This window comes from Mucilaginibacter sp. (assembly GCF_036383575.1).
GTDB lineage: Bacteria > Bacteroidota > Bacteroidia > Sphingobacteriales > Sphingobacteriaceae > Mucilaginibacter.
This window is the reverse complement of sequence record NZ_DASVOB010000088.1, coordinates 1-24,402: the sequence shown is the minus strand read 5'-3', so window position 1 is coordinate 24,402 and position 24,402 is coordinate 1. Positions and strand designations below refer to the sequence as shown.

The 24,402-nt window shown below is 42.5% G+C and carries 20 protein-coding genes; 8 read left to right on the top strand and 12 right to left on the bottom strand.

Annotation, left to right across the window (positions count from 1 at the left end):
- Both VF500_RS03345 and VF500_RS03340 read right to left on the bottom strand, forming a co-directional pair.
- Positions 1-1,316: ATP-dependent DNA helicase RecQ (locus VF500_RS03345; RefSeq protein ID WP_330858314.1), on the bottom strand; the 1,316-nt coding region annotated here is incomplete at its 3' end.
- Between the two features lie 344 nt (positions 1,317-1,660).
- Positions 1,661-2,800 (bottom strand): alpha/beta hydrolase, encoded by a 1,140-nt coding sequence (locus VF500_RS03340; protein WP_330858313.1) that lies wholly within the window; start codon positions 2,798-2,800, stop codon positions 1,661-1,663.
- Between the two features lie 347 nt (positions 2,801-3,147).
- Between VF500_RS03340 and VF500_RS03335 the strand changes: the two genes are divergently transcribed.
- The 3 genes from VF500_RS03335 (at position 3,148) to VF500_RS03325 (ending at position 8,946) form a co-directional block, all read left to right on the top strand.
- A complete protein-coding gene (locus VF500_RS03335) occupies positions 3,148-6,171 on the top strand; it encodes a TonB-dependent receptor (RefSeq protein WP_330858312.1) in 3,024 nt (1,007 codons plus the stop codon).
- Between the two features lie 32 nt (positions 6,172-6,203).
- Positions 6,204-7,796: a RagB/SusD family nutrient uptake outer membrane protein gene (locus VF500_RS03330; protein ID WP_330858311.1), complete on the top strand. Its 1,593-nt coding sequence runs from the start codon at positions 6,204-6,206 to the stop codon at positions 7,794-7,796.
- A 73-nt stretch (positions 7,797-7,869) separates the two neighbouring features.
- Positions 7,870-8,946 carry a SusE domain-containing protein gene (locus VF500_RS03325; RefSeq protein ID WP_110585196.1) on the top strand — a complete coding sequence of 359 codons (1,077 nt, stop codon included), beginning with the start codon at positions 7,870-7,872 and terminating at the stop codon, positions 8,944-8,946.
- Positions 8,947-9,220: 274 nt separating this feature from the next.
- On the opposite strand, the gene VF500_RS03320 is transcribed toward VF500_RS03325, so the two are convergent.
- Entirely contained in the window at positions 9,221-10,507 is a 1,287-nt protein-coding gene (locus tag VF500_RS03320; RefSeq protein WP_330858310.1) for a citrate synthase, read from the bottom strand.
- A 132-nt stretch (positions 10,508-10,639) separates the two neighbouring features.
- Between VF500_RS03320 and VF500_RS03315 the strand changes: the two genes are divergently transcribed.
- On the top strand, positions 10,640-13,921 hold the full coding sequence (locus tag VF500_RS03315) for a PAS domain S-box protein (protein ID WP_330858309.1): 3,282 nt from the start codon (positions 10,640-10,642) through the stop codon (positions 13,919-13,921).
- A gap of 387 nt (positions 13,922-14,308) precedes the next feature.
- Here VF500_RS03315 and VF500_RS03310 read toward each other — a convergent pair whose 3' ends face one another.
- Positions 14,309-14,836, bottom strand: a complete 528-nt coding sequence (locus tag VF500_RS03310) for a DUF3347 domain-containing protein (RefSeq protein WP_330858308.1) — start codon at positions 14,834-14,836, stop codon at positions 14,309-14,311.
- 7 nt (positions 14,837-14,843) lie between these two features.
- A complete protein-coding gene (locus VF500_RS03305) occupies positions 14,844-16,091 on the bottom strand; it encodes an ABC transporter permease (RefSeq protein WP_330858307.1) in 1,248 nt (415 codons plus the stop codon).
- 260 nt (positions 16,092-16,351) lie between these two features.
- Between VF500_RS03305 and queA the strand changes: the two genes are divergently transcribed.
- Positions 16,352-17,401, top strand: coding sequence for a tRNA preQ1(34) S-adenosylmethionine ribosyltransferase-isomerase QueA (gene queA, locus VF500_RS03300; protein WP_243480875.1), 1,050 nt, complete (start codon positions 16,352-16,354; stop codon positions 17,399-17,401).
- Positions 17,402-17,503: 102 nt separating this feature from the next.
- Complete coding sequence (locus VF500_RS03295) at positions 17,504-18,220, top strand: 2-C-methyl-D-erythritol 4-phosphate cytidylyltransferase (RefSeq protein ID WP_330858306.1); 717 nt, start codon at positions 17,504-17,506, stop codon at positions 18,218-18,220.
- Between the two features lie 41 nt (positions 18,221-18,261).
- Here the strand turns inward: VF500_RS03295 and VF500_RS03290 are convergent, their stop codons facing one another.
- From VF500_RS03290 to VF500_RS03280, 3 genes are all read right to left on the bottom strand, one after another.
- Positions 18,262-18,408 carry a lmo0937 family membrane protein gene (locus tag VF500_RS03290; protein ID WP_114940263.1) on the bottom strand — a complete coding sequence of 49 codons (147 nt, stop codon included), beginning with the start codon at positions 18,406-18,408 and terminating at the stop codon, positions 18,262-18,264.
- Positions 18,409-18,516: 108 nt separating this feature from the next.
- The gene (locus VF500_RS03285; RefSeq protein ID WP_002996718.1) at positions 18,517-18,738 is read right to left on the bottom strand and encodes a DUF2795 domain-containing protein; all 222 of its coding nucleotides are present in this window, start codon (positions 18,736-18,738) and stop codon (positions 18,517-18,519) included.
- A gap of 94 nt (positions 18,739-18,832) precedes the next feature.
- Entirely contained in the window at positions 18,833-19,381 is a 549-nt protein-coding gene (locus tag VF500_RS03280) for a cob(I)yrinic acid a,c-diamide adenosyltransferase (RefSeq protein WP_330858304.1), read from the bottom strand.
- Positions 19,382-19,620: 239 nt separating this feature from the next.
- Here VF500_RS03280 and VF500_RS03275 point away from each other — a divergent pair, with 239 nt between their 5' ends.
- On the top strand, positions 19,621-20,646 hold the full coding sequence (locus VF500_RS03275) for a chitinase (RefSeq protein WP_330858303.1): 1,026 nt from the start codon (positions 19,621-19,623) through the stop codon (positions 20,644-20,646).
- 73 nt (positions 20,647-20,719) lie between these two features.
- Positions 20,720-21,343, top strand: coding sequence for a hypothetical protein (locus tag VF500_RS03270; protein ID WP_330858302.1), 624 nt, complete (start codon positions 20,720-20,722; stop codon positions 21,341-21,343).
- Positions 21,344-21,380: 37 nt separating this feature from the next.
- Here the strand turns inward: VF500_RS03270 and VF500_RS03265 are convergent, their stop codons facing one another.
- From VF500_RS03265 to VF500_RS03250, 4 genes are all read right to left on the bottom strand, one after another.
- Complete coding sequence (locus tag VF500_RS03265; RefSeq protein ID WP_330858301.1) at positions 21,381-21,809, bottom strand: GNAT family N-acetyltransferase; 429 nt, start codon at positions 21,807-21,809, stop codon at positions 21,381-21,383.
- Between the two features lie 314 nt (positions 21,810-22,123).
- Positions 22,124-23,365: a sulfite dehydrogenase gene (gene soxC, locus VF500_RS03260; RefSeq protein ID WP_330858300.1), complete on the bottom strand. Its 1,242-nt coding sequence runs from the start codon at positions 23,363-23,365 to the stop codon at positions 22,124-22,126.
- 1 nt (position 23,366) lies between these two features.
- Positions 23,367-23,954: a c-type cytochrome gene (locus VF500_RS03255; RefSeq protein ID WP_330858299.1), complete on the bottom strand. Its 588-nt coding sequence runs from the start codon at positions 23,952-23,954 to the stop codon at positions 23,367-23,369.
- 12 nt (positions 23,955-23,966) lie between these two features.
- The coding region (locus tag VF500_RS03250) for a putative sulfate exporter family transporter (RefSeq protein WP_330858298.1) at positions 23,967-24,402 on the bottom strand (436 nt) is incomplete at its 5' end.

Sequence of the window (24,402 nt, the reverse complement as noted above, 5' to 3'; positions counted from 1 at the left end):
AACGGGTCCCAGCCCGAATTTTGGATCTGGAAGTTATATAGCTGCTCGTTAACTACCTCAAACTGAAAGCGTGATGGCAAAAATACACTCTCGTTAAAGGACAGGTATTCATCACGCTCCAAAAACTTAAGGGCATTGAGCGTTTTAATAGCATCAAGCTTAAAGCGACTGCAAATCTCACCAAGGACAAGGTCAAAGCTTAGCCCCTCTCCTGCTTCATAAGCCACCTGGTAATAATTGGCCAGGTTATGGTATACCTGCTTGATCTCCTCAACCGACGGAAAATTAAGCTCATACATCTTTTCCTGTTTCAGCTTATCGGCAGGATTGTACAGCAATACGCCAAATGCCTTATTGCCATCGCGCCCACCCCGGCCGGCTTCCTGGTAGTAGGCTTCCAAACTTTCGGGAATATCCTTATGGATCACAAACCTTACATCCGGTTTATCTATCCCCATGCCAAAGGCATTGGTGGCTACAATAACCTGCACCCGGTTATTTTTCCAGGCCTCCTGCTTTTCGGAACGCTGATCAACCGAAAGACCTGCATTATAATAATCGGCCCTTATACCGTTATCGCTCAAAAACTTCGCTATCTCAAAAGTTTCCTTCCTGCTGCGTACATATACAATACCGCTCCCCTTAACACCACGAACAATATTCAGCATTTTGCGGAACTTATCTTCCTCATGCTGCACTACATAGCTGATGTTGCGCCGCTCAAAACTTTGCTGGTAAACTACCGGATTTTTGAATTTTAGTTTTTCCTGGATATCGGCCTTTACATCGGCCGTAGCTGTGGCGGTGAGGGCAAGTACCGGCACATTCGGGTGCAGTTCCCTCAAATCGGCAATATGCAAATATGGTGGCCTGAAATCATAGCCCCATTGCGAGATACAATGCGCCTCATCAATGGCAAACAGGTTCACTTTCATGTACTTTACCCGTTCGCGTACCAGCTCGCTTAATAGGCGCTCGGGCGACAGGTACAGGAATTTCACGGAGCCGTAAATACAATTATCCAGCGCCAGGTCTATCTCGCGGCGTCCCATGCCCGATACTATCGAAATGGCGTTGATCCCTTTGGCCTTTAGGGTCTCAACCTGGTCTTTCATTAGCGCAATGAGCGGTGATATCACGATGCATACCCCCTCTTTAGCCAATGCCGGCACCTGGAAACAAACTGATTTCCCACCTCCGGTCGGTAATAGTGCCAATGTATCGTTCCCCAATAAAACAGATTGGATGATCTCGGCCTGCATAGGCCTGAAGGTATCATGGTTCCAGTACTGTTTTAATATTTCGTCGATGGTCATGGGCATGTGCTGACCTCAAAACTATTAAATTTAAGGGAAATTTGGGTCGGAGATAAATAGAAGGTTGTTTAAAACTGCCTAAGAAATGCTAACAGATTATCATTCATATTGTCTGAACCTGAATTTATGGAATTAAAGAATTTACAGAATGAAAAGAAAATTCGAAAAATTCTTTAATTGGTTTAATTCGAGTTCAGACAAAAAAAAACGAAATCGAACATCCGAAATCCCCAATTAACATTATGTGCGTTACCTCCGGCCCGCGCTATCCGCTCATACGCCTGCAGGCATTACGCTCGTTGGCCGGTATCCGCTACTATCGCTAACGCAAAACAGATGATTAATTAAAATTTCATCAACCATTTATAAAAGCCCGGCCAGTCACCGTTCCATTGCTTTTCGTTGTGCGATGCGCCTTTGATCACAGTTACCGGCGCATTTTCAGATTTGATCCCTTTGGCTTTCACGATCTCGGCCATTTTTTGCATATCTGCTACCATGCTTTCGCTTTCTGCATCGCCGCAAACAAAATAAAAACGACTCTCTTTACTAACTATAGCCTGTTGCGCCTGGTCGTAAATCTGTGGTGCGATCCAGAATGCGGGGGAAAATACACCTGCATTCCCAAACACTTCGGGGTATTTAAGTGCGGCATACATGGAGATCAATCCGCCCATAGAACTGCCTGCAATGGTTGTGTGCACGGCATCGTTCTGGGTACGGTAATGGGTATCAATATAGGGCTTAAGCTCTTTAATCAAAAATTGAACATAGTCATCTCCCCTGCCATCACCATATTTTGAGTTATACGGATCATACTCGGTTATACGGTACTCGCCGCCATGATCAATACCCACGATGATGCTTTCCTGTTGGGCCGGTATTTTGTCCATAAGTTCATCAATGCCCCATTCGCCATAGCTGGAGGTATACTCATCAAAAAGATTTTGCCCGTCATGCATATAAATTACCGGGTATTGTTTCTTGCCTGTATCGTATCCTGCCGGCAGGTAGATCCAAACACGGCGTTGCCTGCTTAATTGCGGTATCCCGAAGTTTTCACTGATGATATGTACACGGGCCGTAGCAGTATGTTTCTTTTCGGGCTGGGCAAAATTATCCTGCCAGCCAGCTATATAAAGCTTAACACTGGTATCGCTTTTTATGATCAGGTTACGGTTATCAATAGCTTTCCCTGCTGCATCGCATTCAACTGTATTCCAGCTGCCACGGGTTACTTTAAAGTGAACGATCCCGACCGGCAGATCCTTGTTTAATACGTAATTCCCTGCCTCATTTTTAAGCAGTTCCCAGGCCTTATCGGCGGGGTTCCAGCCATTAAAATCACCTGCCAGAAACAGGTGTTCCGGAGGGCTTTTTGGGGCCGCAATTTTACCGGTAAAAAAGGAGATTTTCACCTGGCTAAAAAGCAAAAAATTTTGACCAAAAAGCAAAAACGCGCAGAAAATTATTTTTTTGATCATGATAAAAAGGGTAAAACCGGGAACGTTTCCGGGAACGTTCCCGGAAATTGATTGCATAAAAGTAAAATCAACTATTGTGTAAACTTGACACTTACCTGTTTCGCAAATATGTGTTTAAATCCAAATTTCGCATAAAAACAATATTTTTTTCCTGATATTTTAATAAATTTTAAGATTTCGTTAAAGTTAAAAAAGCATTAATTAAACGCTTTAAAATTATCTTTTACATAAAATTTGCAATTGATATTTGTAAATGTAAATTAGTCGCATGCTGTTTCGGCCACAATAATAAACCAATTATAGCCGGCAAAATAAGCCTTTTTTTATTCATAAAAATCAATAAGTAAATGAGAAAAAATTACTCAAAAAAGTATGTTCTTCTTTGTGCTTTCCTGATGATGTCATTCATGGCGTTTTCACAAACCGGGAGTATTAAAGGAAAGGTATTAGACGAAACCAACCAGCCCCTCCCAGGCGCTACGGTTACTATCGATGGTACCACTATTGGTTCAACTACCGACCCTAACGGTAACTATGCCATCAATAATGTTAAAGCCGGTACTTATACGCTAAGCGTAAAGTTTATCGGTTATATTACACTAAAGAAGACGGTCACAGTTAATGGTGCTTTAATCGAAAACTTCACCGTACAGCCCGAAAGCAAAAGCCTAAACGAGGTGGTAGTTATCGGTTACGGAACGCAACGTAAGAAAGACCTTTCGGGTTCTATCACCAACATAACCGCCAAAGATTTTCAAAAAGGCGTTATTACCACTCCCGAGCAATTAATTGCCGGTAAGGTTGCCGGTGTTTCCGTTATATCCAACAGTGGTGCACCAGGTTCGGGCAGCAAGATCCGTATTCGCGGCGGTGCTTCCTTGTCTGCCAGCAACGACCCGCTTATCGTTATTGATGGTGTACCGCTTGATAATGCCCGCAACGCCGACGGTACTTCAAAAATATCAGGTGTTGCCGACCCTTTAAGTCTAATAAACCCCAACGATATCGAATCGTTTTCAGTGTTAAAAGATGCATCAGCCACAGCCATTTACGGTAACAGGGCGTCAAACGGCGTTATTTTAATCACTACCAAAAAAGGCAAAAAGGGAAAACCAACTGTCGACTTTAGCTCACAATTTTCGGTATCAAAATTAGGCAAAGAAGTAAGCGTTTTAACCGCTGATCAATTGCGTGACTATGTTAAAGCTAATGGCACCGCTGCCCAACAAGCTTTACTGGGTACAGCAAATACCGACTGGCAAAAACAAATATATCAAACCGCACAAACCACTGATAATAACATCAGCGTATCTGGCGCTACCAAGGTATTACCATACCGTGTTTCAGCAGGATATCTTAACCAGGAAGGTGTATTAAAAACAGGCTCGTTGAGGCGCTTTACCGGTGCTATTAACTTGAGTCCAAGCTTTTTTACAGATCACCTGAAAGTTAACTTAAACGTTAAAGGCGCAAACGTAAAACAAAGGTTTGCAAATGAAAGCGCTATTGGTGCCGCAGTCAGCTTTAATCCTACCCTGCCGGTGTATTCAGGCAGCAACCGTTTTGGCGGTTATTATGAATGGCTTGACCCATCTTCGGTTAACGGCCTTAAATCACTGGCGCCTTTAAACCCGCTTGGTTTATTGGAACAGCGCGATGATAAAAGTAATGTTTACCGCAGCATTGGCAATTTAACATTGGATTATAAATTCCATTTCCTGCCGGAGTTACATGCTAATGTAAACCTTGGTTATGATGTATCAAACGGTCGCGGTACTGTATTTGTAAGCGATAGCGCTGCTGCGGGTTATAAAAGGTATAAAGATGCTGCCGGTGTTTTCCATGGTGGTACAAATACCCAATACAAACAATTGCAATCAAATAAAATATTTGAAGGATATCTGAGCTACGCTAAAGACTTTAAAGAGATTAAAAGCCATATTGATGCAGTAGCGGGTTATTCATACCAGGATTTCCGTACCACAACCTACAATTTTGCAGATATTACCGCAGATGGTACAATTGTGTCAAAACCTGTATATCCTTTTGACATACCCGAAAACAGGCTTATATCAGTTTACGGACGTTTAAATTATATTTTTGACGATAAATACATTTTAACCGGTACTGTAAGAAGGGACGGATCATCAAAGTTTGCACCAGACAGAAGATACGGTACTTTTCCATCTGCGGCCTTTGCATGGAAAATGATCCAGGAAGATTTTCTTAAAGGATCAAAAGTTTTATCTGACTTGAAATTACGCTTAGGTTATGGTAAAACTGGTCAGCAGGATATCGGCGAAAATTACAGCTATATATCATATTACAATCTGAGTAACAATACTGCTCAATACCAGTTAGGCGATAAGTTTTATAACTTGTACCGTCCGGGTGGCTATTATCCAAACAGGACCTGGGAAGAAACTACATCTGCCAACGTTGGTTTTGATTTTGGCTTCATTGATAACCGTATCACCGGCACTATTGATTACTATCACAGAAAAACCACCAATTTGTTAAACAAGATCTCACAACCGGCTGGCTCAAATTTCTCGAACGAAATTGTTGCTAACATTGGTAACGCTACCAGCAGCGGCATTGAGTTTAATATCAACGCGGATATTATCAGGAGTACGGACCTTACCTGGAGCATTGGCCTTAACGCTACTTATAACCAAAATAAAATTACCAAACTCACTATAGCACCAGATCCAAGCTACGCAGGTAGCCCTACCGGCGGTATTTCCGGCGGAACAGGCCAGAATATCCAGATCAACTCTGTAAACTATCCACGCTATTCGTTTTATGTATACCAGCAGGTTTACGGCCCGGACGGCAAGCCTCTTGATGGCGTATTTGTTGACAGAAACAATGATGGAGTGATCAATGATCAGGACCTGTACCATTATAAAAGCCCTGACCCTAAAGGCTACTTTGGTTTAACATCAAATGTAAACTACAAAAAATGGTCGGCGGGTTTCACCGCGAGGGCAAGCGTGGGTAATTACGCTTATAACAATGTATTTTCGAGCACAGGTACCCAACGAAGCATCATTAACCCTATCGGCGTTATAAACAATGGTTCAACCAACGTACTGCAAAGCGGTTTAAGCGGAAGCAGCGATAAAAATGTGTTATCAGATTACTACATTCAAAATGCATCATTTATCCGCATGGATAATATAAACGTAGGTTACAATTTTGGCAAAGTATTTAAAAATACGGGAGTTTTAAGATTAAGCGCCAACGTACAAAATGTATTTGTAATTACTAAATACAAAGGTGTTGACCCTGAAATAGGTACTGGTATCGATAATAACCTTTACCCACGACCACGCACCTATGTATTAGGGCTTAATCTATCACTATAACCTTATAGCTGATCACGTTAAAAGAAATCAACATGAAAAAAAATTCGATAAAACTTATATTAATCGGCGGTTTGATAGCCGCAGGTTCGGTATCATGCAATAAAAAGCTTGATCTGATCCCTACTAATGACCTGACATCGGCACAGGTATATAATTCTCCCGAAGGTTATAAGCAGGCATTTGCGAAAGTATATGGGGCGTATGCTCTAACAGGAAACTCAGGCCCTGCAGGTAATGGCGATGTTCAGGGTATTGACGAAGGAACATCTGATTTTTACCGCCTGCTGTGGTGTGCGGAAGAACTGCCGACTGACGAAGCCGTTGTTGGCTGGGGCGACCCAGGTCTTCCTGATTTCCACAATATGTCCTGGTCATCAAGTAACCTGTTCCTGAAAGGCATTTATTACCGCTCTGTTTATCAAATAACGCTGGCTAACGATTTTATACGCCAGTCTACAGATGCCAATCTCAGTAGCAGGGGCATTTCCGGCGCTGATGCCACCAATATTAAAATGTATGCCGCTGAGGCGCGTTTTTTGAGGGCTTACCAGTATTCAATATTGATGGACCTTTTTGCAAACCCTCCGTTTGTTACCGAAAATGATGCACTTGGATCAACCTTACCAAAACAAATAAGCCGTAAAGATCTTTTTAATTATATCGAAAGTGAGCTTAAAGCGATTGACGGATCTTTGGCCAAACCGCGGGCTAATGAATATGGCCGTGCCGACCAGTCTGCCGAATGGGCTCTATTGGCAAGAATCTATCTTAATGCAGAGGTTTACACCGGTACAGCACATTACGGCGATGCCATTACCTATTCAAAGAAAGTTATAGAGAACGGTGGCGGCTATAAATTGATTAGTGACTACACGAAATTGATGCGGGCTGATAATAACCTAAACACAGATGAATTTATATTAACTATCAATTACGACGGCCTGCGTACACAGAGCTATGGTGGCGCAACGTTCATGACCCACGCGCCTGTTGGCGGTTCAATGCCAGCCGGAGAATTTGGTATTGGCGGTGGCTGGGCTGGCTTAAGGACAACCAAAGCGTTAGTAGCTTTATTCCCAGGAGGAGCATCAAGCGCCGATCAACGCGCTCAGTTTTATACCAGCGGGCAAAATCTTGAAATTTCGGATATCAGCACCTTTACCGATGGATACGCTATTTCAAAATTCAAGAACGTAAAAATAGCCGATGGCAAACCCGGTTCAAGCCTCGATTATGCAGATATGGACCTTCCAATTTTTAGGCTTGCCGAGCAATACCTAATATATGCTGAGGCAACAACCCGGGGCGGCGTCGGCGGCGATATGAGCCTTGCTGTGAATTATATCAATAAGCTGCGCGAAAGAGCCTATGGTAATACAAGCGGCGATGTAACCAGCATCACAACAGACCAGATCCTTGACGAAAGAGGACGCGAGCTGTATTGGGAAGGCTTTCGCCGTACCGATTTAATCCGTTACAAAAAGTTTGTCGAGGATACTTACCTGTGGCCGTTTAAAGGGGGCGTTAAAGGAGGGAAAGGCGTTGAAAGCTACCGCACTATTTATCCGTTACCAACAAGTGATGTTGCTGCCAACCCTAACCTAAAACAAAACGCGGGCTATTAAAAAATATGCGGGAGGCGCAGAGAGTATCCACCCTCCCGTTAACGATATTTCAAATTCAATTTCAGAAAAAAACATGAAAAAATCATTTACGAAATTCCTGGCCCTGGGCGGTATTGCCGTGATGATGCTGGCATCCTGTAAAAAGGACGAAACAAAGGTCGTAGCCGATCCATCAAAAGCTAAAGGATCATTTAGCGCAAGTACAACAACACCTGCATTAAGTAAAGCGCACCTTGCTGATGTAGCTGTTACTTTCACTTTAAAATCGCCCGATTATGGATTCCAGTCGGCGGTTTCTAACAGCATTCAGTTTGGCACCAGTGATGATTTCACAACCGTTAAAGAGGTTTCAGTAGATTTAAAAGCTACATCGAAAGCCTTTAACGTGCTTGACTTTAATAACATTTTGTTGAGCATGAACCTGCCAACCGGGGTTTCAACAACTGTGAAAGTCCGCTTAAAAACCCAGTTTACCGGATCGGCGGTTGCACCAACCTATTCAAGTGTGGTTTCGCTCACAGTAACACCTTTCCCGTTAACATCATTTATTTATCTTGCTGGTGCTTATGAAGGCTGGGCTGTACCAAGCCCTAATGTTGACAGCCTGTTATCAGCAACAAGCAATGGCATTTACACAGGCATTATTAATTTCCCTGCCGGTAAACTTGACTTTAAAGTATTGCCAACCAATAAAAACTATGATGGAAACTATGGTTCGGACGGGCCGGGTAAAATAACCCAGGGCACCGGCAACCCGCCAAACATTACCGCACCTGCTGCTGGTTTAACCTGGGTTACTGTTGATATGAACGCCAAAACCATCAGCTTTGAACCAGTAAAATATTACTATAGCTTGATAGGCAATGCAACCCCTGGTGTAGCCTGGAATACAGATACAGATCTTAAATACGATAACGGCAACCAGGTTTGGCAAACTGATATTACACTCGTGGTAGGCGAGATGAAAGTACGCCGCAACCACGATTGGGGTACAAGCTACGGCCCGCCTAAAGTAGGGGCCGATGGTTCAACGTTAGCTTCATCTGATACAAATAATATCCCGGTTACAGCTGCTGGTACGTATCACTTTACCTTTGGCTTAAATGCAGCAGACAATACCAAGGCTACTTATACGCTGGTAAAAAAATAACAGAGTTGATTGATTTATATATGGCCCCGCACGATGAAAATCTGCGGGGCCTTCTTTTTGACCGTTGATCTTTGATGATTACGCTGATTTCGTTGATTGGATTTTGCTTATTGAACAGACCGTAGTAAAATCAACGAAATCATAAAAATCAGCTTTCAAAATCAACGGTCAAAAATCAGCGGTCAAAAAAAAACGATGAGATCATCCCCCATCGCTTTCTGTTTTATATTTTTTTCTATGAACTATGATCCATTAACCATGAACCAAGTTGAATTTACCGGTTCGCTATATCCACGTATTCTTTGCTGGTAGCACCAACATAGATCTGGCGTGGGCGGCCGATAGGCTCTTTGTTTTCTTTCATTTCTTTCCACTGGGCAATCCATCCCGGTAAACGGCCAAGGGCAAACAGCACGGTGAACATATCAGTTGGGAAACCTAACGCACGGTAAATAATACCTGAGTAAAAATCCACGTTAGGATAAAGCTTGCGTTCAACAAAATATGGATCTTTCAAGGCAACTTCTTCCAGTTTTTTAGCTATTTCCAATACCTCATCGTTGATACCCAGTTTTTCTAAAATATCGTCGCAGGCCTTTTTGATGATCCTTGCTCGCGGGTCAAAGTTTTTATAAACACGGTGACCAAAACCCATCAGGCGGAAAGGATCATTTTTATCTTTAGCCTTAGCGATCCATTTATCGGTATCGCCGCCATCTTCCTTGATCTTCTCAAGCATTTCAATTACAGCCTGGTTGGCGCCGCCATGTAAAGGGCCCCAAAGAGCAGAAATACCGGCAGACACCGAAGCATAAATATTTGAATCGGATGAACCTACAATACGAACAGTTGATGCAGAACAGTTTTGCTCATGATCGGCATGTAAGATCAGCAGCTTATTCATGGCATCCATCACAACCGGATCGATCTCTACCTCCTCAGTACGCTGACCAAAGGTCATGTGCAGGAAGTTGGTAACGTAATCGTATTTGTTTTGAGGATAGATAACCGGATGCCCTAATGATTTTTTATAGATCCAAGAAACCACGGTAGCCATCTTAGCAAGCATTTTGATAATGCTCTGATTAAGCTCTTCGGTAGTTTGTGATGGTTTTAATGATTCGGGATAAAAAGCCGATAATGCAGATACCAATGATGAAAGCTGCCCCATTGGGTGCGATTTTGACGGGAAGCCATCAAAAAACTTCTTCATATCCTCGTGCACCAAAGTATGGCGGCTTAACTCGTATTGGAATGCTTTTAGTTGATCGGCAGATGGCAATTCGCCATAGATCAGCAAATAAGCAACTTCAATAAATGATGATTTTTCGGCTAATTGCTCAATGGGATAACCGCGATATTTAAGGATTCCCTGCTCGCCATCTAAAAAAGTAATGGCGCTTTTGGTAGCGCCTGTATTTTTGTACCCGATATCAAGTGTTACATAACCAGTTTGATCGCGAAGCTTAGAAATATCGATTGCCTTTTCACCTTCAGTGCCCTCAATTACCGGGAGCTCAAATGTTTTATCACCAATTTTTAGTTGTGCTGTTTCCGCCATAGAAATTTGTATCTGCAACAAATGTAAATAAATCTGCGTATTAATAACCGCTAATATAATTTACTGTTTGTAAAAATTTTCGGGCAAATTTATTATTTTACAACCTGTATTTGTGCTTATAGACGTTAATAATTGATTAAAAAATTACTGCAATCCATGTCGTTAAAAGGTAACTCATTGGTAATGATCCAAAACGAAGCTACTGTTTACCGGCTCTTACTTATAGGTTTATTAATTGCCAGTCCCTCGTTACATTATCTTTGCTACAACAATTCGTACGATCCTTTTTGGTTAAGGGCTATAAACTGTTTTTTTTGCGCCATCACCTTATTTTTTTCTTTCATCAACAATAAAACTTCTTACAAGGCGGGGATATTTGCTACCATATTATCTTTCCTGGTAATAAACAATTGTATTTTACTTGGCAAAAACGGGTTTGAACATGTGTACCTGCTTAGCGCCATAACCATTTTTATTGCATTAACCCTTTTTTGCAAAAAAAGTAAGGAGTTCATCATTATCGGTGGGGCCAACCTTGTTGCTATTATAGTCGCCTACTTCACGGCGCCCAGGCTTGCTATTTCGCCTGCGGTGCTTATAGTACTTATCCTGGTATTTACATTAATAGCTTACGTTTCATTTTTGGTAGTGATGGCCTATCAATACCAACTAAAAAACGCTGTTGATAACGTGATGAAGCTTAACCAAAGCCTCATGGATAACGACGCCAAACTGCGGGAAAGTCGTAAGCACCTCAACGCGCTCATCAACTCGCTCAACGACATTATTTTTGAGTTTGATGAAAGTAAAACCTGTATTAACGTTTGGTTTAATGAACTGACCGAACGTATTGTTGATCCGCGGATTGCCATAGGTAAAACCCTTGACCTGGTGGTAGGCCCGCAAAAGGCCGAAAAATATGAAAAGGCCTTAAACTATGTAATAGAAAACCATAAACCTATATCTATTGAGTTTTTATCTGATTATGATAGCGGGCATTCGTTTACAGCCAACTTCACCCCTATATTTGATAAAACAACAGGCTACACAGGCAGGATATCAGCCTCGGTAGTGGATATAACCGAACAAAAGAAATACGAACGGGCCCTTAAAGAAAACGAAGGCCTGCTATTAGAAGCCCAGAACATCGCTAAAATTGGCAACTGGTGGTATGATCATGAAAGTAAGGAAACATTTTGGTCGGCCAACCTTAATGACCTGCTTGGGATTGAGCAGATGCCTGCCGACATGAGCCATTTTCAATATTACATAAGCCTGGTACATCCGGATGACAGGGACGCTGTTTTCGAATACCTTGCATCCATCCGTTCAACAACGCAAAACAAACTTGAGCATAAATTTATCACCCCGGCCGGTAACCTGAAGTACATCAGGATCCAACGCGGTGAAAAGAAATCACGATCAGACACCAGCACACGTACTTTTGGCATTATACAGGATATCACCGAAGCCCGCTTGGCCGATAAGGCAGCAAAGTTAAGCCAGCTTGAATTGATGGAAGCCCAGGCCATAGCTAAAATAGGCAACTGGAAATATGATGTGGCTACGGGTAACCTCAGCTGGTCGGACGAGTTGAACAACATTTATGAGCTTGGGATAAATACATCCTTGTACCGCAAAACATTCGTAAACCTGCTGCTTAAATACGTTCACCCTAATGATAGGGCCATCATCAGGAAGTTGCTGCAAAGCGACGCGAACACCATGGATTCATCGCACGAATATCGTATCATAACCCCTCATGGCAATTTAAAACACCTAAGCATCATAGCGGGTAAACGCCTGTATAATGAGGATGGCAGCGTACGCAAAATTATAGGTACCCTTCAGGATATAACCGAACGTAAGCAGGCTGAACTTGACTACAGGGGCGCCGAAAGCAAATACAAATCGGTACTGGAAAAAATAAACATGGTGGCCATTACCGTTGATGGTAATGGGTTGATCACCTTCTGTAATAAATATTTAGCTCAACTTATCGGCTACAAACAGCATGAACTGATAGGTATGAACTGGATGGATAACTTCATACCTGAAGACCTAAAGGATTTTTTAAAAGGCTGGTTTGCCAACAATGCTATTTTACCTCATTATATAAACCCTGTTGTTTGCCGTAATGGCGAGCAGCGCGTCATCAGTTGGCAAAACACTGTTTTTTATGACGAGCATGGTAATATTAAAGAAACGACCAGTATTGGCGAAGATATTACCGATCAGCAAAAGGCCCAGCAGGAACTGGTATGGGCTAAGGAATTGGCCGAAAAATCATCCAAATTCAAGTCGGAATTTTTATCTATCATGAGCCATGAGATCCGCACGCCAATGAACGCGGTTATCGGCACAACTAACCTGCTGCTTGACGAAAATCCGCGGCCCGAACAGCTGGAATACCTCAATACGCTCAAATTTTCGGGCGAAAACCTGCTGGCCATCATCAATGATATTTTAGATTATAATAAAATAGAAGCCGGTAAACTGGAACTAAACAATTCGAGGTTCAACATACACCAGCTGATCCGTAAAATAAAGCAATCCTTTGAACCGCGGGCTGCCGAAAAAGCATTAACGCTTGAATTGATAACTGACGATACTATTCCCGGAGATTTAATGGGCGATGCCATGCGCCTGAGCCAGGTGCTTAATAACCTGATAGGTAATGCCATTAAATTTACGCATACAGGCAAGGTTATTATCCGGCTGGATAGAGATGTACTGACTGAAAACACTGTCAATATCAAATTTGCAGTTACGGATACCGGCATCGGTATTTCGCCCGAAAGCTTCAACATCGTTTTTGATCCTTTTATGCAAGACCAGCAGGTGATCAATAATGACTACGGAGGCACCGGTTTAGGTCTGGCTATTACCAAAAGACTGATTGAACTGCATAATAGCACAATTGCAGTATCAAGCGAGCTTGGCAAAGGCACCACATTCTGTTTTACGATAAGCTTCCCTATTGCACCCGAGGTTAACGTTCCGAAGCCCGTTGCAGACGCCGTAAATATTACAGATAACAATCTGCAGGGCATGAACATTTTAATTGTGGACGATAACAAAATGAACCTGATGATAGCCGGCAAATTTTTAAAACGATGGAACGCGCAGGTTCAGGAAGCATTGAACGGGCAAATAGCCGTTGACCTTGTTAACCACAACGTTTATGACCTTATCATTATGGACCTGCAGATGCCCGTTATGGACGGATTTGAAGCAACGGCGGTCATCAAACTATTGCAGCCAGACCTGCCCATTATAGCCCTCACAGCAGATGCTATGCCCGAAACCTACGAAAAAGCCCTGGCAGCCGGCATGGTTGATTACCTCACCAAACCCTTTGTTCCAGAAATACTGTACAGCAAACTGGCAAAACATATCAGGCAATCAGCGTAGGAGGATTTCGGATATCGGATTTTCGATTTCGGATTTTTTATTGGGGATTTTGAACATCGAATTTCCCTTCGAAGCCTCTGACTTCGAAGGGACTATGCCTGGAGTTTGTAACTCCAGCCCTGCACGCTAAAATAAACCCAGGACACGATAATTTATGTATGTAGTTGCAAACTACATACATAAATTATCCGCAGACAAAGTCTACGGACAGCGAGGAATCGCCGAACTCCATCAAAATAAAAAAGCGACAGGCATTCCCTATCGCTTTAAATATCACGAAATCCTTAAATCATGAGAATCAAGGTTCAAAAAAAAGCGACAGGCATCCCCATCGCTTTTAAAATATCATAAAATCCCTGAATCATGAAAATCAGGGTTCAGTTTTTTTTAGTTGATCTGCTCCTTCACCGTTCCGCACTCTTTCATATGCTCCGGGAAATATGGATTTTCAATAGGCTTGGTTGAAGAAAGCCAGTACCCACCTTTTCCGCCATCGGCCATCGGACAAAAATCAACATAAATTGGTGCCGATTTAAATTTAGCTCCTTTTACCAAAGCGATCACGTCTTTGCTCAATACCAGGAACGATTCGCGCTGAGCTTTAATATCTGTCGCTTTACTTATCTGGTTTGCCACAGCAGCTGTTTCACTGCAACCTTTAATATCCGAAAGCTTGGATTCCAAAGCCGTGGCTGCGGTCTTAACGCCTGCCGCGTCCGATTTAATAAACTCATCTTTTAAAGCGATATAAGCCTTAAAAACATCACTGGTATTACTGGTATCTGCAACCTGTGCTTCTACAGGTTTAGCAGCGGCGGTTGTGTCTGCTTTGGCAGCTTCTTGCTGTTTTGCCGGCTGGTTGCAAGCGGTGGCGGCAATTACCGCTAAAAAACAAAATCCTTTAATTATTTTCATATTACAATTAGTTTGTGCGGATAGCTTCAACCGGATCCAGCCTTGAGGCCGAATACGCGGGAATGATCCCTGCTATTACCCCTATTATAATTGAATAGCTTAAGCCCCTTGAAATGTTAGCGGCATCAAGTATTACCTGTACATCTAAAGCCGCCTTTACAGCAAATGTGCCGAGATATACAAAAAGCAACCCGATGATCCCGCCCACGAAACAAAGCAGCACCGATTCAATTAAAAACTGCAATAATATGAAATAGTTTTTAGCACCTAATGATTTTTGTATCCCTATAATATTGGTACGTTCCTTAACCGAAACGAACATGATATTGGCGATGCCAAAACCACCAACCAGGATAGAGAATCCGCCGATAATGGCACCAGCAATATTAACCACTTTAAAAAGATCGTCCAGTTGCTGGGTGATCATGGTTGTGCGGTTTAAAGAAAAGTTATCATCAGCACCAGGTCTTAACCTCCTGATAGAACGCATGAGGCCTTTGATCTCACTTTCAACATCATCAGTTGGGATACCTTTTTTACCGCGCACAATAATTGAAGGTTGATACTTGGAGCTTTGTACATCTATCAAATTGTGAGCAAAATTAAGGGGCAGCAGTACTTCCTTATCTGTGGAGATACCCAGCATATCCTTACCTTGCTTTGAAAACACGCCAACAACGGTTACATAACGGCCCATTACTTTGATCTGCTTGCCAATAGCATCTCCATCGGGGAAAAGATTTTGAGCTATATCATAACCGATATTGGTTATTGGTGCACCCGTTTTTGATTCCATCTCGGTAAAATACCGGCCGCTTTCAAAATCAAAATTCCAGGTTTTGTCGTGATCTGCCGATGCAGCATCAACCTGGGCACCTTCAACTGTGTTGCTTTTATATTTTATGGTACGGTTATCAATATTTATTTCATACGATAAAGCTTCGGCTGTGGAAATACGGCGCGAGAGCTCATTAAAATCGCGAAGATCAGATTCGGGCCTTTGCAGGTATTTCCACCAGGGGAAATCACTTCCTCCTACCCAGGGCCACTTTTGCACGTAAATACTATTATTACCCAACTTATTAACACTGTTTTGCAGGTTATTACGCAGGGTATCAACTGCCGATTGCACAGCGATAATGGTAAAGATACCAATGGTTACTCCAAGCAATGATAGCAACGTACGTGTTTTGTTCTGGCGCAGGGCATCACCGGCAAACAAAAAACTCTCCCTTAAAAGTTTTAAAAAAAGCATATAACTTATTTTGATATTACTTGTTAATCAATACTTATTGCACGGTTAAAGCGTGGAGGTAATAGTAATATAACGGGCGTTTTTGTTGCTGATACGTTAAACCGCCTGTCAATATTTTTTTAGACAACAGCACATGATTTAAGTTACAGTATTTTTCAATTAATATAACGGTAGTGTAATTAAACTGCTTCTTAAAAAAATCTGTTAAATTAACAAAAAAATTCGTACATTTGCGCCCTTGAAAATTCATAAAAACAAGCATGAAATTATCTCAATTTAAATTCAACTTACCTGAATCCCTTATCGCCCATACACCCTCTGCCACCCGCGATGAATCACGTTTAATGGTTTTACACAAAGATTCGGGCAAAATTGAGCATAAAATATTTAAAGACGTGCTGGATTACTTCCAGGATAAGGACGTGATGATCCTTAATAATACTAAAGTTTTCCCTGCCCGTTTATATGGCAACAAAGAAAAAACCGGTGCTACTATCGAAGTATTTTTGCTGCGCGAACTGAATAAAGAACTGCGCTTATGGGATGTACTGGTTGATCCTGCCCGTAAAATACGCGTAGGTAATAAACTATATTTTGGCGACGACGATTTGCTGATTGCCGAAGTTGTTGACAACACCACTTCACGTGGCCGTACCATCCGCTTTTTGTTTGACGGTACCGACGAAGAGTTCCGTCGTAATGTTGAAATTTTGGGTGAAACACCACTGCCTAAATACATTAAACGTAAAGCTACCGCCGAAGATAAAGAGCGTTATCAAACCATTTTTGCTAAACACGAAGGTGCTGTTGCCGCCCCTACTGCCGGCTTACACTTTAGCCGCGAGCTGATGAAACGCCTTGAATTAAAAGGCGTTGATTTTGCCGAAGTTACCCTGCATGTTGGTTTAGGCACTTTCCGCCCGGTTGAGGTTGAGGATTTAACCAAGCACAAAATGGATTCGGAGCAATTCATTATTGAGCAAAGGCAAGCTGATATTGTAAACCGCGGCATTGAGCGCAAATCACGCATTTGCGCTGTTGGTACTACTTCAATGCGTACTATCGAATCGGCTGTATCTGCAAACAAAACATTGAAAGCAGCTAACGACTGGACCAGCAAGTTTATCTTCCCTCCATACGATTTCAGTATTGCCAATTCAATGATCACCAACTTCCATACACCTGAGTCAACCCTGTTGATGATGATTGCGGCTTTTGGCGGTTATGAAAACGTAATGAACGCATACGAAATAGCAGTAAAAGAAAAATACCGCTTTTACAGCTACGGCGACGCGATGCTGATCATCTAATTTTTATTTAGATTTCAGATATAAGATTTGAGATGTGAGACCATGGTTTCATATCTCATTTTTTTTGCAGGTAATTTTGTTGGATATTCGCCAACAGAAGCCATGACAACCTCTAATCTCCAATCTCTAACCACCAATCTCCCCCACTACGTTATTATAGTAGCCGGCGGTTCCGGTAGCCGGATGCAGTCGAGCTTGCCAAAACAGTTTTTACTGCTTAACGGCAAACCTGTACTCATGCATACCATCGCTGCATTTCAGCAGGCGCAAGCCAAACCAGGCATTATATTGGTTTTACCTGCCGCTTATCACGCCTACTGGCAACAGTTAGTACAAGAATATTCTTTTACCATCCCTCACCAGCTGGTTACCGGCGGAGAAACCCGGTTTCATTCGGTTAAGAACGGGCTTAACCTGATCACTGACACAGAAGCCCTGGTTGCCGTACAGGACGCCGTACGACCGCTTATTTCGCCTGATATTATCGATGAAGCTTACGAATGCGCCGCCGAACATGGAACGGCTGTAGTGGCCGTTAAAAGCCGCGATTCGATACGCCAGGTAAAAGAAAGCCGGTCGGTAAGCCTGATCAGGGATGAGATCTACCTGGTGCAAACCCCGCAAACATTTAAGGCCTCCCTGCTAAGGAAAGCTTATGAACAGCCCTTTGATACTAAATTTACAGATGATGCCAGTGTTGTTGAGCAATATGGCGCCGAAATAAAACTTACAGAAGGCGATCACAGCAATATCAAGATCACCTTTCCTGAAGATATTGCCATTGCCGAACTACTCTTAAGCAAAAAGCCACAACTATAACAGTTGCGGCTTTTTTGATTTGCAATACAAGGTTAAATTCTTTATGCCCTCCTGATCACGCCTAAAAGCAACGCTATAATAGCTATCACTAATAATACGTGAATTAAACCAGGTGCAGAGTATGCAAAAAATCCTATAGCCCATCCTATCACAAGGATAACAGCAATAATGTACAGTAAACCTCTCATTTTGTAATGTTTTAAGTTAAGTAAATGTGTAATCACCTATACTAAAATCATTCCAAAAAGTAGTGGTTAACAAAAAAACCCTTATTGCTAAGGGTTTCATTATCGTGTTTAGTACTCGTCTTCATTAAAGAAGAAGTCGTCTTTAGTCGGATAATCCGGCCAGATCTCTTCTATGTTTTCGTACGGTTCGCCATCGTCTTCAAGTGCCTGAAGGTTTTCGATAACCTCAACAGGAGCGCCTGAACGGATAGCATAATCAATTAATTCATCTTTTGTTGCGGGCCATGGTGCATCTTCCAGGTGCGATGCCAGTTCGAGTGTCCAATACATCGTTTTTATTTATATTTATAATTATCAGTAAAATTTACTTTTTCGCAAAAGTATAACATTTTCAAATTGAATATCAATATTTTTTTTCAATTTTTTAAACCCGTGGTATCCACTGATTTTCAGCTATTTTATTAGTATCAGCAATTTTGCGGGCCAAAGTGAACAGGTAATCACTCAACCTGTTCAGATAAATATTCACTTTTTCGTCAACTGTACTCTCTTCGGCAAGCTGAACGGTTATCCTTTCGGCACGGCGGCAAACACATCTTGCAATATGGCAAAATGAAATTGCATTATTCCCCCCCGGCAAAATAAAATGTTTAAGCGGGGGCAAACTTTCGTTCATGGTGTCCATTTCTGTTTCCAGCATTTCCACATCACTCATATGCAAATCCGGAATAACCATTTTTGATCGCTCCGGGTCGGCTGCCAGTGATGAGCCGATAGTAAATAACCTGTCCTGTATCTGCTTCAATACCTCCTTATCATGTGCATCAATATCCTGATCACGGATAAGCCCTATGTACGAGTTAAGTTCATCAACCGTACCATAGCTTTCAATGCGGATATGGTGCTTGGGCACACGGGTACCGCCAATTAATGAGGTAAACCCTTTATCGCCCGTTTTAGTATATATTTTCATACTTAATTTAACAATTCAACACAACAATCTGGTTACAAAAAAAGCTGATACTGATTACCAGGCAATTAAAACAAAGCCTGTCAAATCTTTTTTTCATGATTGGTGTTATTCCAAATCTATCACCTTATATTTTGTATTTCATAACACTTTAGCATATTTTTTGCCAATGAAGTGTAATTTTTAAAATGTTAGCTTAAACTTGTACCCGTAATATCATCAAACATAATAGCGCTTAACTCATGAAATCGATCATATTATCATCTAAACTCCTTTGCCTGTCATTTGTGATACTGCTTTCAACCGGCTTCAGCTGCGGTGGTAACAGTAAAAATAGCAGTGGCAGCGACAGCAACAAGGCGGTGGCAGATAAATCAGCCCCTCCCAAAGTAAGTATGGCCAGTTTATTAAGCGAAAAACAATTTAATGATCTTTTTCCGCAGCGCGATAAATTTTATACATATGCTGCCTTTATCAAGGCCGCCGATGAGCTGGGCATGATCACGGTAAAAGTAACCCGCCGGGCTACATCCGTTTACCAGTTGGTACGCACCGATAAAAAAACAGGCAAAAGCACCATTGTACGCCAGGATACCGACTGGAACGAACAATGGGCCAAAGCAAAACCTGATAGCACCTACACTATTGATTACGGCAACTTTTGCACCGAATACAGTGCTGATGTAAATAAAAAAGAGCTTGCTGCATTCTTTGCGCACATTGCCCATGAAACCCGCCATGGTGAAAATGCTACTTATACCGATGGCTTAATGTTTATCCACGAAAGCAATACCAGCTTGCCTTATGTTGCCGAAAATGATGAATACCCACCTGTTGCAGGCAAAAAATACTATGGCCGCGGCCCAATGCAACTTAGCTATAACGGAAACTATGGCTATGCCTCGGATTGTATTTTAGGCGATGATAAAATATTGCTCCAAAACCCCGAAATGGTAGAGACCGACCCGATTATTGCGTTTAAAACCGCTATTTATTTTTGGATGACACCCCAAACCCACAAACCATCGGCACATGATGTAATGACCGGCAAATGGCAGCCCAATGCCGAGGATAAAGCCGAAGGCCGTACGCCAGGTTTTGGTATGACCATTAATATTGTAAATGGCGAAGTTGAATGCAACAAGGGCGAAAACATGTATAACATGAACGACAGGATTGGCTTTTACCAGTTTTTCCTGAAAAAGCTGGGTGTTAACGATGCCAATTGTGCCTGTTCATGTGGTAAAATGAAGCCCTACCATTATTAATGGTAGCATTTTTGAATTTTAAGGCAAAAAAGTTATTATTGTATTAACATTTTATAACACTAAACTTTAAAATTTGGAATCCGCTATTGAAAACGCCGGCTTATTACCTCCGGTATCCGACCAGTTCGGTGATATCCTGGGCAATCTGAAAAGCAAATTCAGAATTGAGCAACCCGGACATATTGATTTTCATTTAGAGCAGTTTAGCATTTTCAAAGATTATCTGGATATCAGCGTAAAACAATCATACGCTATAAAAAACAAAAATAACGACAGCTACATGCTGTTTACTGAATGCCAGCCCAAGCATATCACTCATCATCATGGCAAAGCTGTAACAGGCCCACAGTATCAAACCTGGGCGCTGGCTTATTTAAAGCATGATTTTGGGCGGGTACTCATCAGGCGTGAAACACTTGTTGATAAGATCATTGAACTGATCCACCCGGTTGAGCTGGATTTTGCCGAAGACAAAGCCTTCAGCGATACTTTTTATATGCTGGTAAGCGATCGCCAAAAAGCAATTACCGGTGCCGACCGTAACTTCCGCAATGTGGTAATGGATATCAGGCTGGATGATTTTGTGATCGAAATTGTTGAGCATACCCTCGTGATAGGTAACACCCACCCTATTTCTGTTGAAAAGGCTTTGCACCTGGCCGAGTTTGTCTCGCGGTTATGTACTACCTGCGATTAGCATCCATGCTAATTTCACAAACCCGCTTTATTGATTATTACAGTTGTTTTTCAAACACAAGGTAGAGATCATTTTTACCAGCGCAGGTAAAACCCAATCTTTTTAAGGCATTTAAAGCCCTTATATTTTCGGCGTTTACTTCCGTGCGACATTTCCTGAACCCTTTCAATGCCAGGTCTTTTAAGGCAAATTCAACAAGCCGCCGGCCGTATCCCATCCGCTTTGTTGATGGATCGGTCAATACCATTGACACAAACCCAACTTTATTTACATGATCATTAGCGTAATAGGCCAAAAAACCGTGTAAAACATCCTGCTCCATAATAGTTATGATGCATGCTTTATCAATAAGCTTGTCTATATAACCCTCTAAATCGCCAACCTCAAACAACCCACTCTCATCATTAATCATCAGGTTCATTAAATCGTAAATCTTCGATTTAAGGTAAGAGCCTTGTTCAATCATAATCGGTTTAAAATTTCATTTATCGATCAAAACCATTTAAAATCGGCTATATCAGCTCAGGTAAGCGGCAAATAAAAAACGCGCGTTAATGCAACCCGAAGGTATACTAACCCGGTATCAAATAATGGTGATATAAAAGTGACTGATATTTAGATTACAAAACCAATTTATAGGTATGTTTTTAAACAAACAAGAAGAGTAAAATAATGGTAATTAGATTGTAAATCAACCCATAGCGAGTTCACAGTATTTGTAAAGAATTTGTTTCAATTGATAATAATTTCCAAGAGGTACTGGCGTGTCAGGGCCATGAGCTACTTATAACTCTCGGGCTTAAAAACCACTGTTCCATCCCGCTTAACCCGCCATGATGTTACCGGGTTCATATGGTACCCGCCTATATCTTTTCCGCGGGCATCAATCAATTGTTTCAGGGTTGGTTGGGTGTATCCTGTTTCGTCGGTGACACGGCTTAATATCTCCGTTTCCGAACCATCCCATTGCCACAGGTGGCGAAAATAAGTATGCGCTTTTTCCAATATAGGGCCTTGCAACCTCGCCTCGTTCCAGCTTTTACCGGCATCGGTACTTACTTCAACTTTCTCTACTTTCCCCCTGCCACTCCAGGCTATGCCGCGGATCTCGATCCAGCCACGTTCAACTTTTTGCGGGAAGGACGGGTAGGTAATGATAGACCGGGCATCCATCTCAAAACTAAACATCCTGATCTTATCCTTAACCGGATAAGTGTATTTCGAAGTTTCTTCGCGGGTAAAATATGGCGCGTCAGAAATCTCTATGCGTCTTATCCATTTTACATTGGTATTACCCTCCCATCCGGGCAGCAGTAAACGGGCAGGATAACCCTGCTCCGGGCGGATAGCCTCGCCGTTTTGAGCATATACGATCATGGCATCGTCCCAGGCTTTGTGTATAGGGATACTCCGGGTAAGTACCGCGGCATCTCCCCCTTCGGCTAAAAACCAGGTTGCTTTGGGGTCAACGCCAAGCTCCCGGAACAAGGTTGAAAGCATCACGCCTGTCCACTCGCTCTGGCTGGTTAGGCCAAGAATTTCCTGCGCAGTCATTTCCTCTTTACCTGTACGAAAGTTGCCGGCACATTCTATAAAGCAAGTGCGGGTTACCGAGGGGAAACGCTTAAGATCATGCAGGCTAAACTTCATTGGGCGCTCAACCATACCATGGATCAGGAGCTCATATTTGTTTGGATCGATAGTTGGGACCCCAGCGTGGTGCCGTTCAAAATGTAAGTCAGAGGGAGTAATGGTACTATACAGGTCCTGTAAAGGTGTCCGGGATGAGATATCCGAGGGTTTCTTAACCGGGTTTTCAAACAGCGACCGTTTCCCCAGCGTACCCGGCAGCGGGCCGGGTTGTTTAGTTGGATCAGGAACAAGCGGCACGCCCACCTGCACATATTTGGCAAATGACGATGTTACAGGGATTATAGCCGCAGCCAAGGCTCCGCCCAATAAAGTGCGGCGGCTGATCTTTCTTTGGGTAATTTTAACCGGTTTATCCTGTTGCTGTTCCATATTATTTTACTTCCGGCCCTCCTTTACGGTCATCAACAATAAATAGCTTTTGAGCCGGCATTACCACTTTGGGCAGCGTTTGTGCATTCATAACCTCCCCGGATTTAATCACTTTATTGGCACTCAGTAACCAGGCCGATAAACTGTAAACCTCATCATTGGTTAATGAGCCGGGCGCGTTGTAAGGCATAGCCCGGTGGATATAATCAAATAAAGTGGTGGCGTAGGGCCAGTAATTGCCTATGGTTTTAGCTTTGCTTTTCCCGGTAACCAATGGCGGCCCCGGCAGTTTAACACCTTTTATCTCTTTACCATCGGCGCCGTGGCACGATGCGCATTTATTTGTATAGATCACCTCGCCCAATTCGGCATTGCCGCTTCCGGCAGGTAAACCTTTACCATCGGGCCGTACATCAATATCGAGGGCGGCAATCTCTTCTTTTGTAGCTGTTTTTCCGTATCCAAAGCTTTGGGGCCATTTTTCCCGGCCCGACAAAAAAGCAGGCCAAAGCCAAATCATCACCCCAATAATGATGATCCCCGCAAAAATGAGGACATGGCTCCGCCTTACTTTGAATTTTTTGAACATGGCAACAACCTGTTAAAACAATATGAACGCTATAGCGAGCGTAATGAAAATATTGAAAGTTTGTGCTATCAGGAATGCGTACAACGGCTTCTTACTGTTTTCGTTAAACAAGTCGGCAAAATTGGTTTCCAATCCTATACTGGTAAAAGCCAGCGCAAACCAAAGTCCCTGCAAATTTTTCAGGCTATCCTTAACTGTTGCAGCTGCCGTCGGCGAAAGGAAGAACGAGAATAACAATGAAGCTCCTATAAAACCTAATACAAATTTGGGGAACCGATCCCAGATCACTTTAAGCGTTGGTTTGGTATCTTTATCTTTTGCCGATGGGTGTTGAGTATAAGTCCAGTAAATGGAGATAGCGAAGGCAGCTAAACCAAGCAGTACGTTTTGCGAAAATTTAACGATGGTACTGATCTTCAGGGCAACTTCACCTACTAATGATCCGGAT

What these genes read in the sequence shown, in the direction of transcription:
- VF500_RS03320 (WP_330858310.1), bottom strand. Translation starts at nt 10,507, where the DNA reads ATGGCGGAAACAGCACAACTAAAAATTGGTGATAAAACATTTGAGCTC.
- queA (WP_243480875.1), top strand. Translation starts at nt 16,352, where the DNA reads ATGAAATTATCTCAATTTAAATTCAACTTACCTGAATCCCTTATCGCC.
- VF500_RS03275 (WP_330858303.1), top strand. Translation starts at nt 19,621, where the DNA reads ATGAAATCGATCATATTATCATCTAAACTCCTTTGCCTGTCATTTGTG.
- VF500_RS03310 (WP_330858308.1), bottom strand. Translation starts at nt 14,836, where the DNA reads ATGAAAATAATTAAAGGATTTTGTTTTTTAGCGGTAATTGCCGCCACC.
- VF500_RS03305 (WP_330858307.1), bottom strand. Translation starts at nt 16,091, where the DNA reads ATGCTTTTTTTAAAACTTTTAAGGGAGAGTTTTTTGTTTGCCGGTGAT.
- VF500_RS03290 (WP_114940263.1), bottom strand. Translation starts at nt 18,408, where the DNA reads ATGAGAGGTTTACTGTACATTATTGCTGTTATCCTTGTGATAGGATGG.
- VF500_RS03340 (WP_330858313.1), bottom strand. Translation starts at nt 2,800, where the DNA reads ATGATCAAAAAAATAATTTTCTGCGCGTTTTTGCTTTTTGGTCAAAAT.
- VF500_RS03335 (WP_330858312.1), top strand. Translation starts at nt 3,148, where the DNA reads ATGAGAAAAAATTACTCAAAAAAGTATGTTCTTCTTTGTGCTTTCCTG.
- VF500_RS03280 (WP_330858304.1), bottom strand. Translation starts at nt 19,381, where the DNA reads ATGAAAATATATACTAAAACGGGCGATAAAGGGTTTACCTCATTAATT.
- VF500_RS03325 (WP_110585196.1), top strand. Translation starts at nt 7,870, where the DNA reads ATGAAAAAATCATTTACGAAATTCCTGGCCCTGGGCGGTATTGCCGTG.
- VF500_RS03265 (WP_330858301.1), bottom strand. Translation starts at nt 21,809, where the DNA reads ATGATTGAACAAGGCTCTTACCTTAAATCGAAGATTTACGATTTAATG.
- VF500_RS03330 (WP_330858311.1), top strand. Translation starts at nt 6,204, where the DNA reads ATGAAAAAAAATTCGATAAAACTTATATTAATCGGCGGTTTGATAGCC.
- VF500_RS03255 (WP_330858299.1), bottom strand. Translation starts at nt 23,954, where the DNA reads ATGTTCAAAAAATTCAAAGTAAGGCGGAGCCATGTCCTCATTTTTGCG.
- VF500_RS03295 (WP_330858306.1), top strand. Translation starts at nt 17,504, where the DNA reads ATGACAACCTCTAATCTCCAATCTCTAACCACCAATCTCCCCCACTAC.
- VF500_RS03285 (WP_002996718.1), bottom strand. Translation starts at nt 18,738, where the DNA reads ATGTATTGGACACTCGAACTGGCATCGCACCTGGAAGATGCACCATGG.
- soxC (WP_330858300.1), bottom strand. Translation starts at nt 23,365, where the DNA reads ATGGAACAGCAACAGGATAAACCGGTTAAAATTACCCAAAGAAAGATC.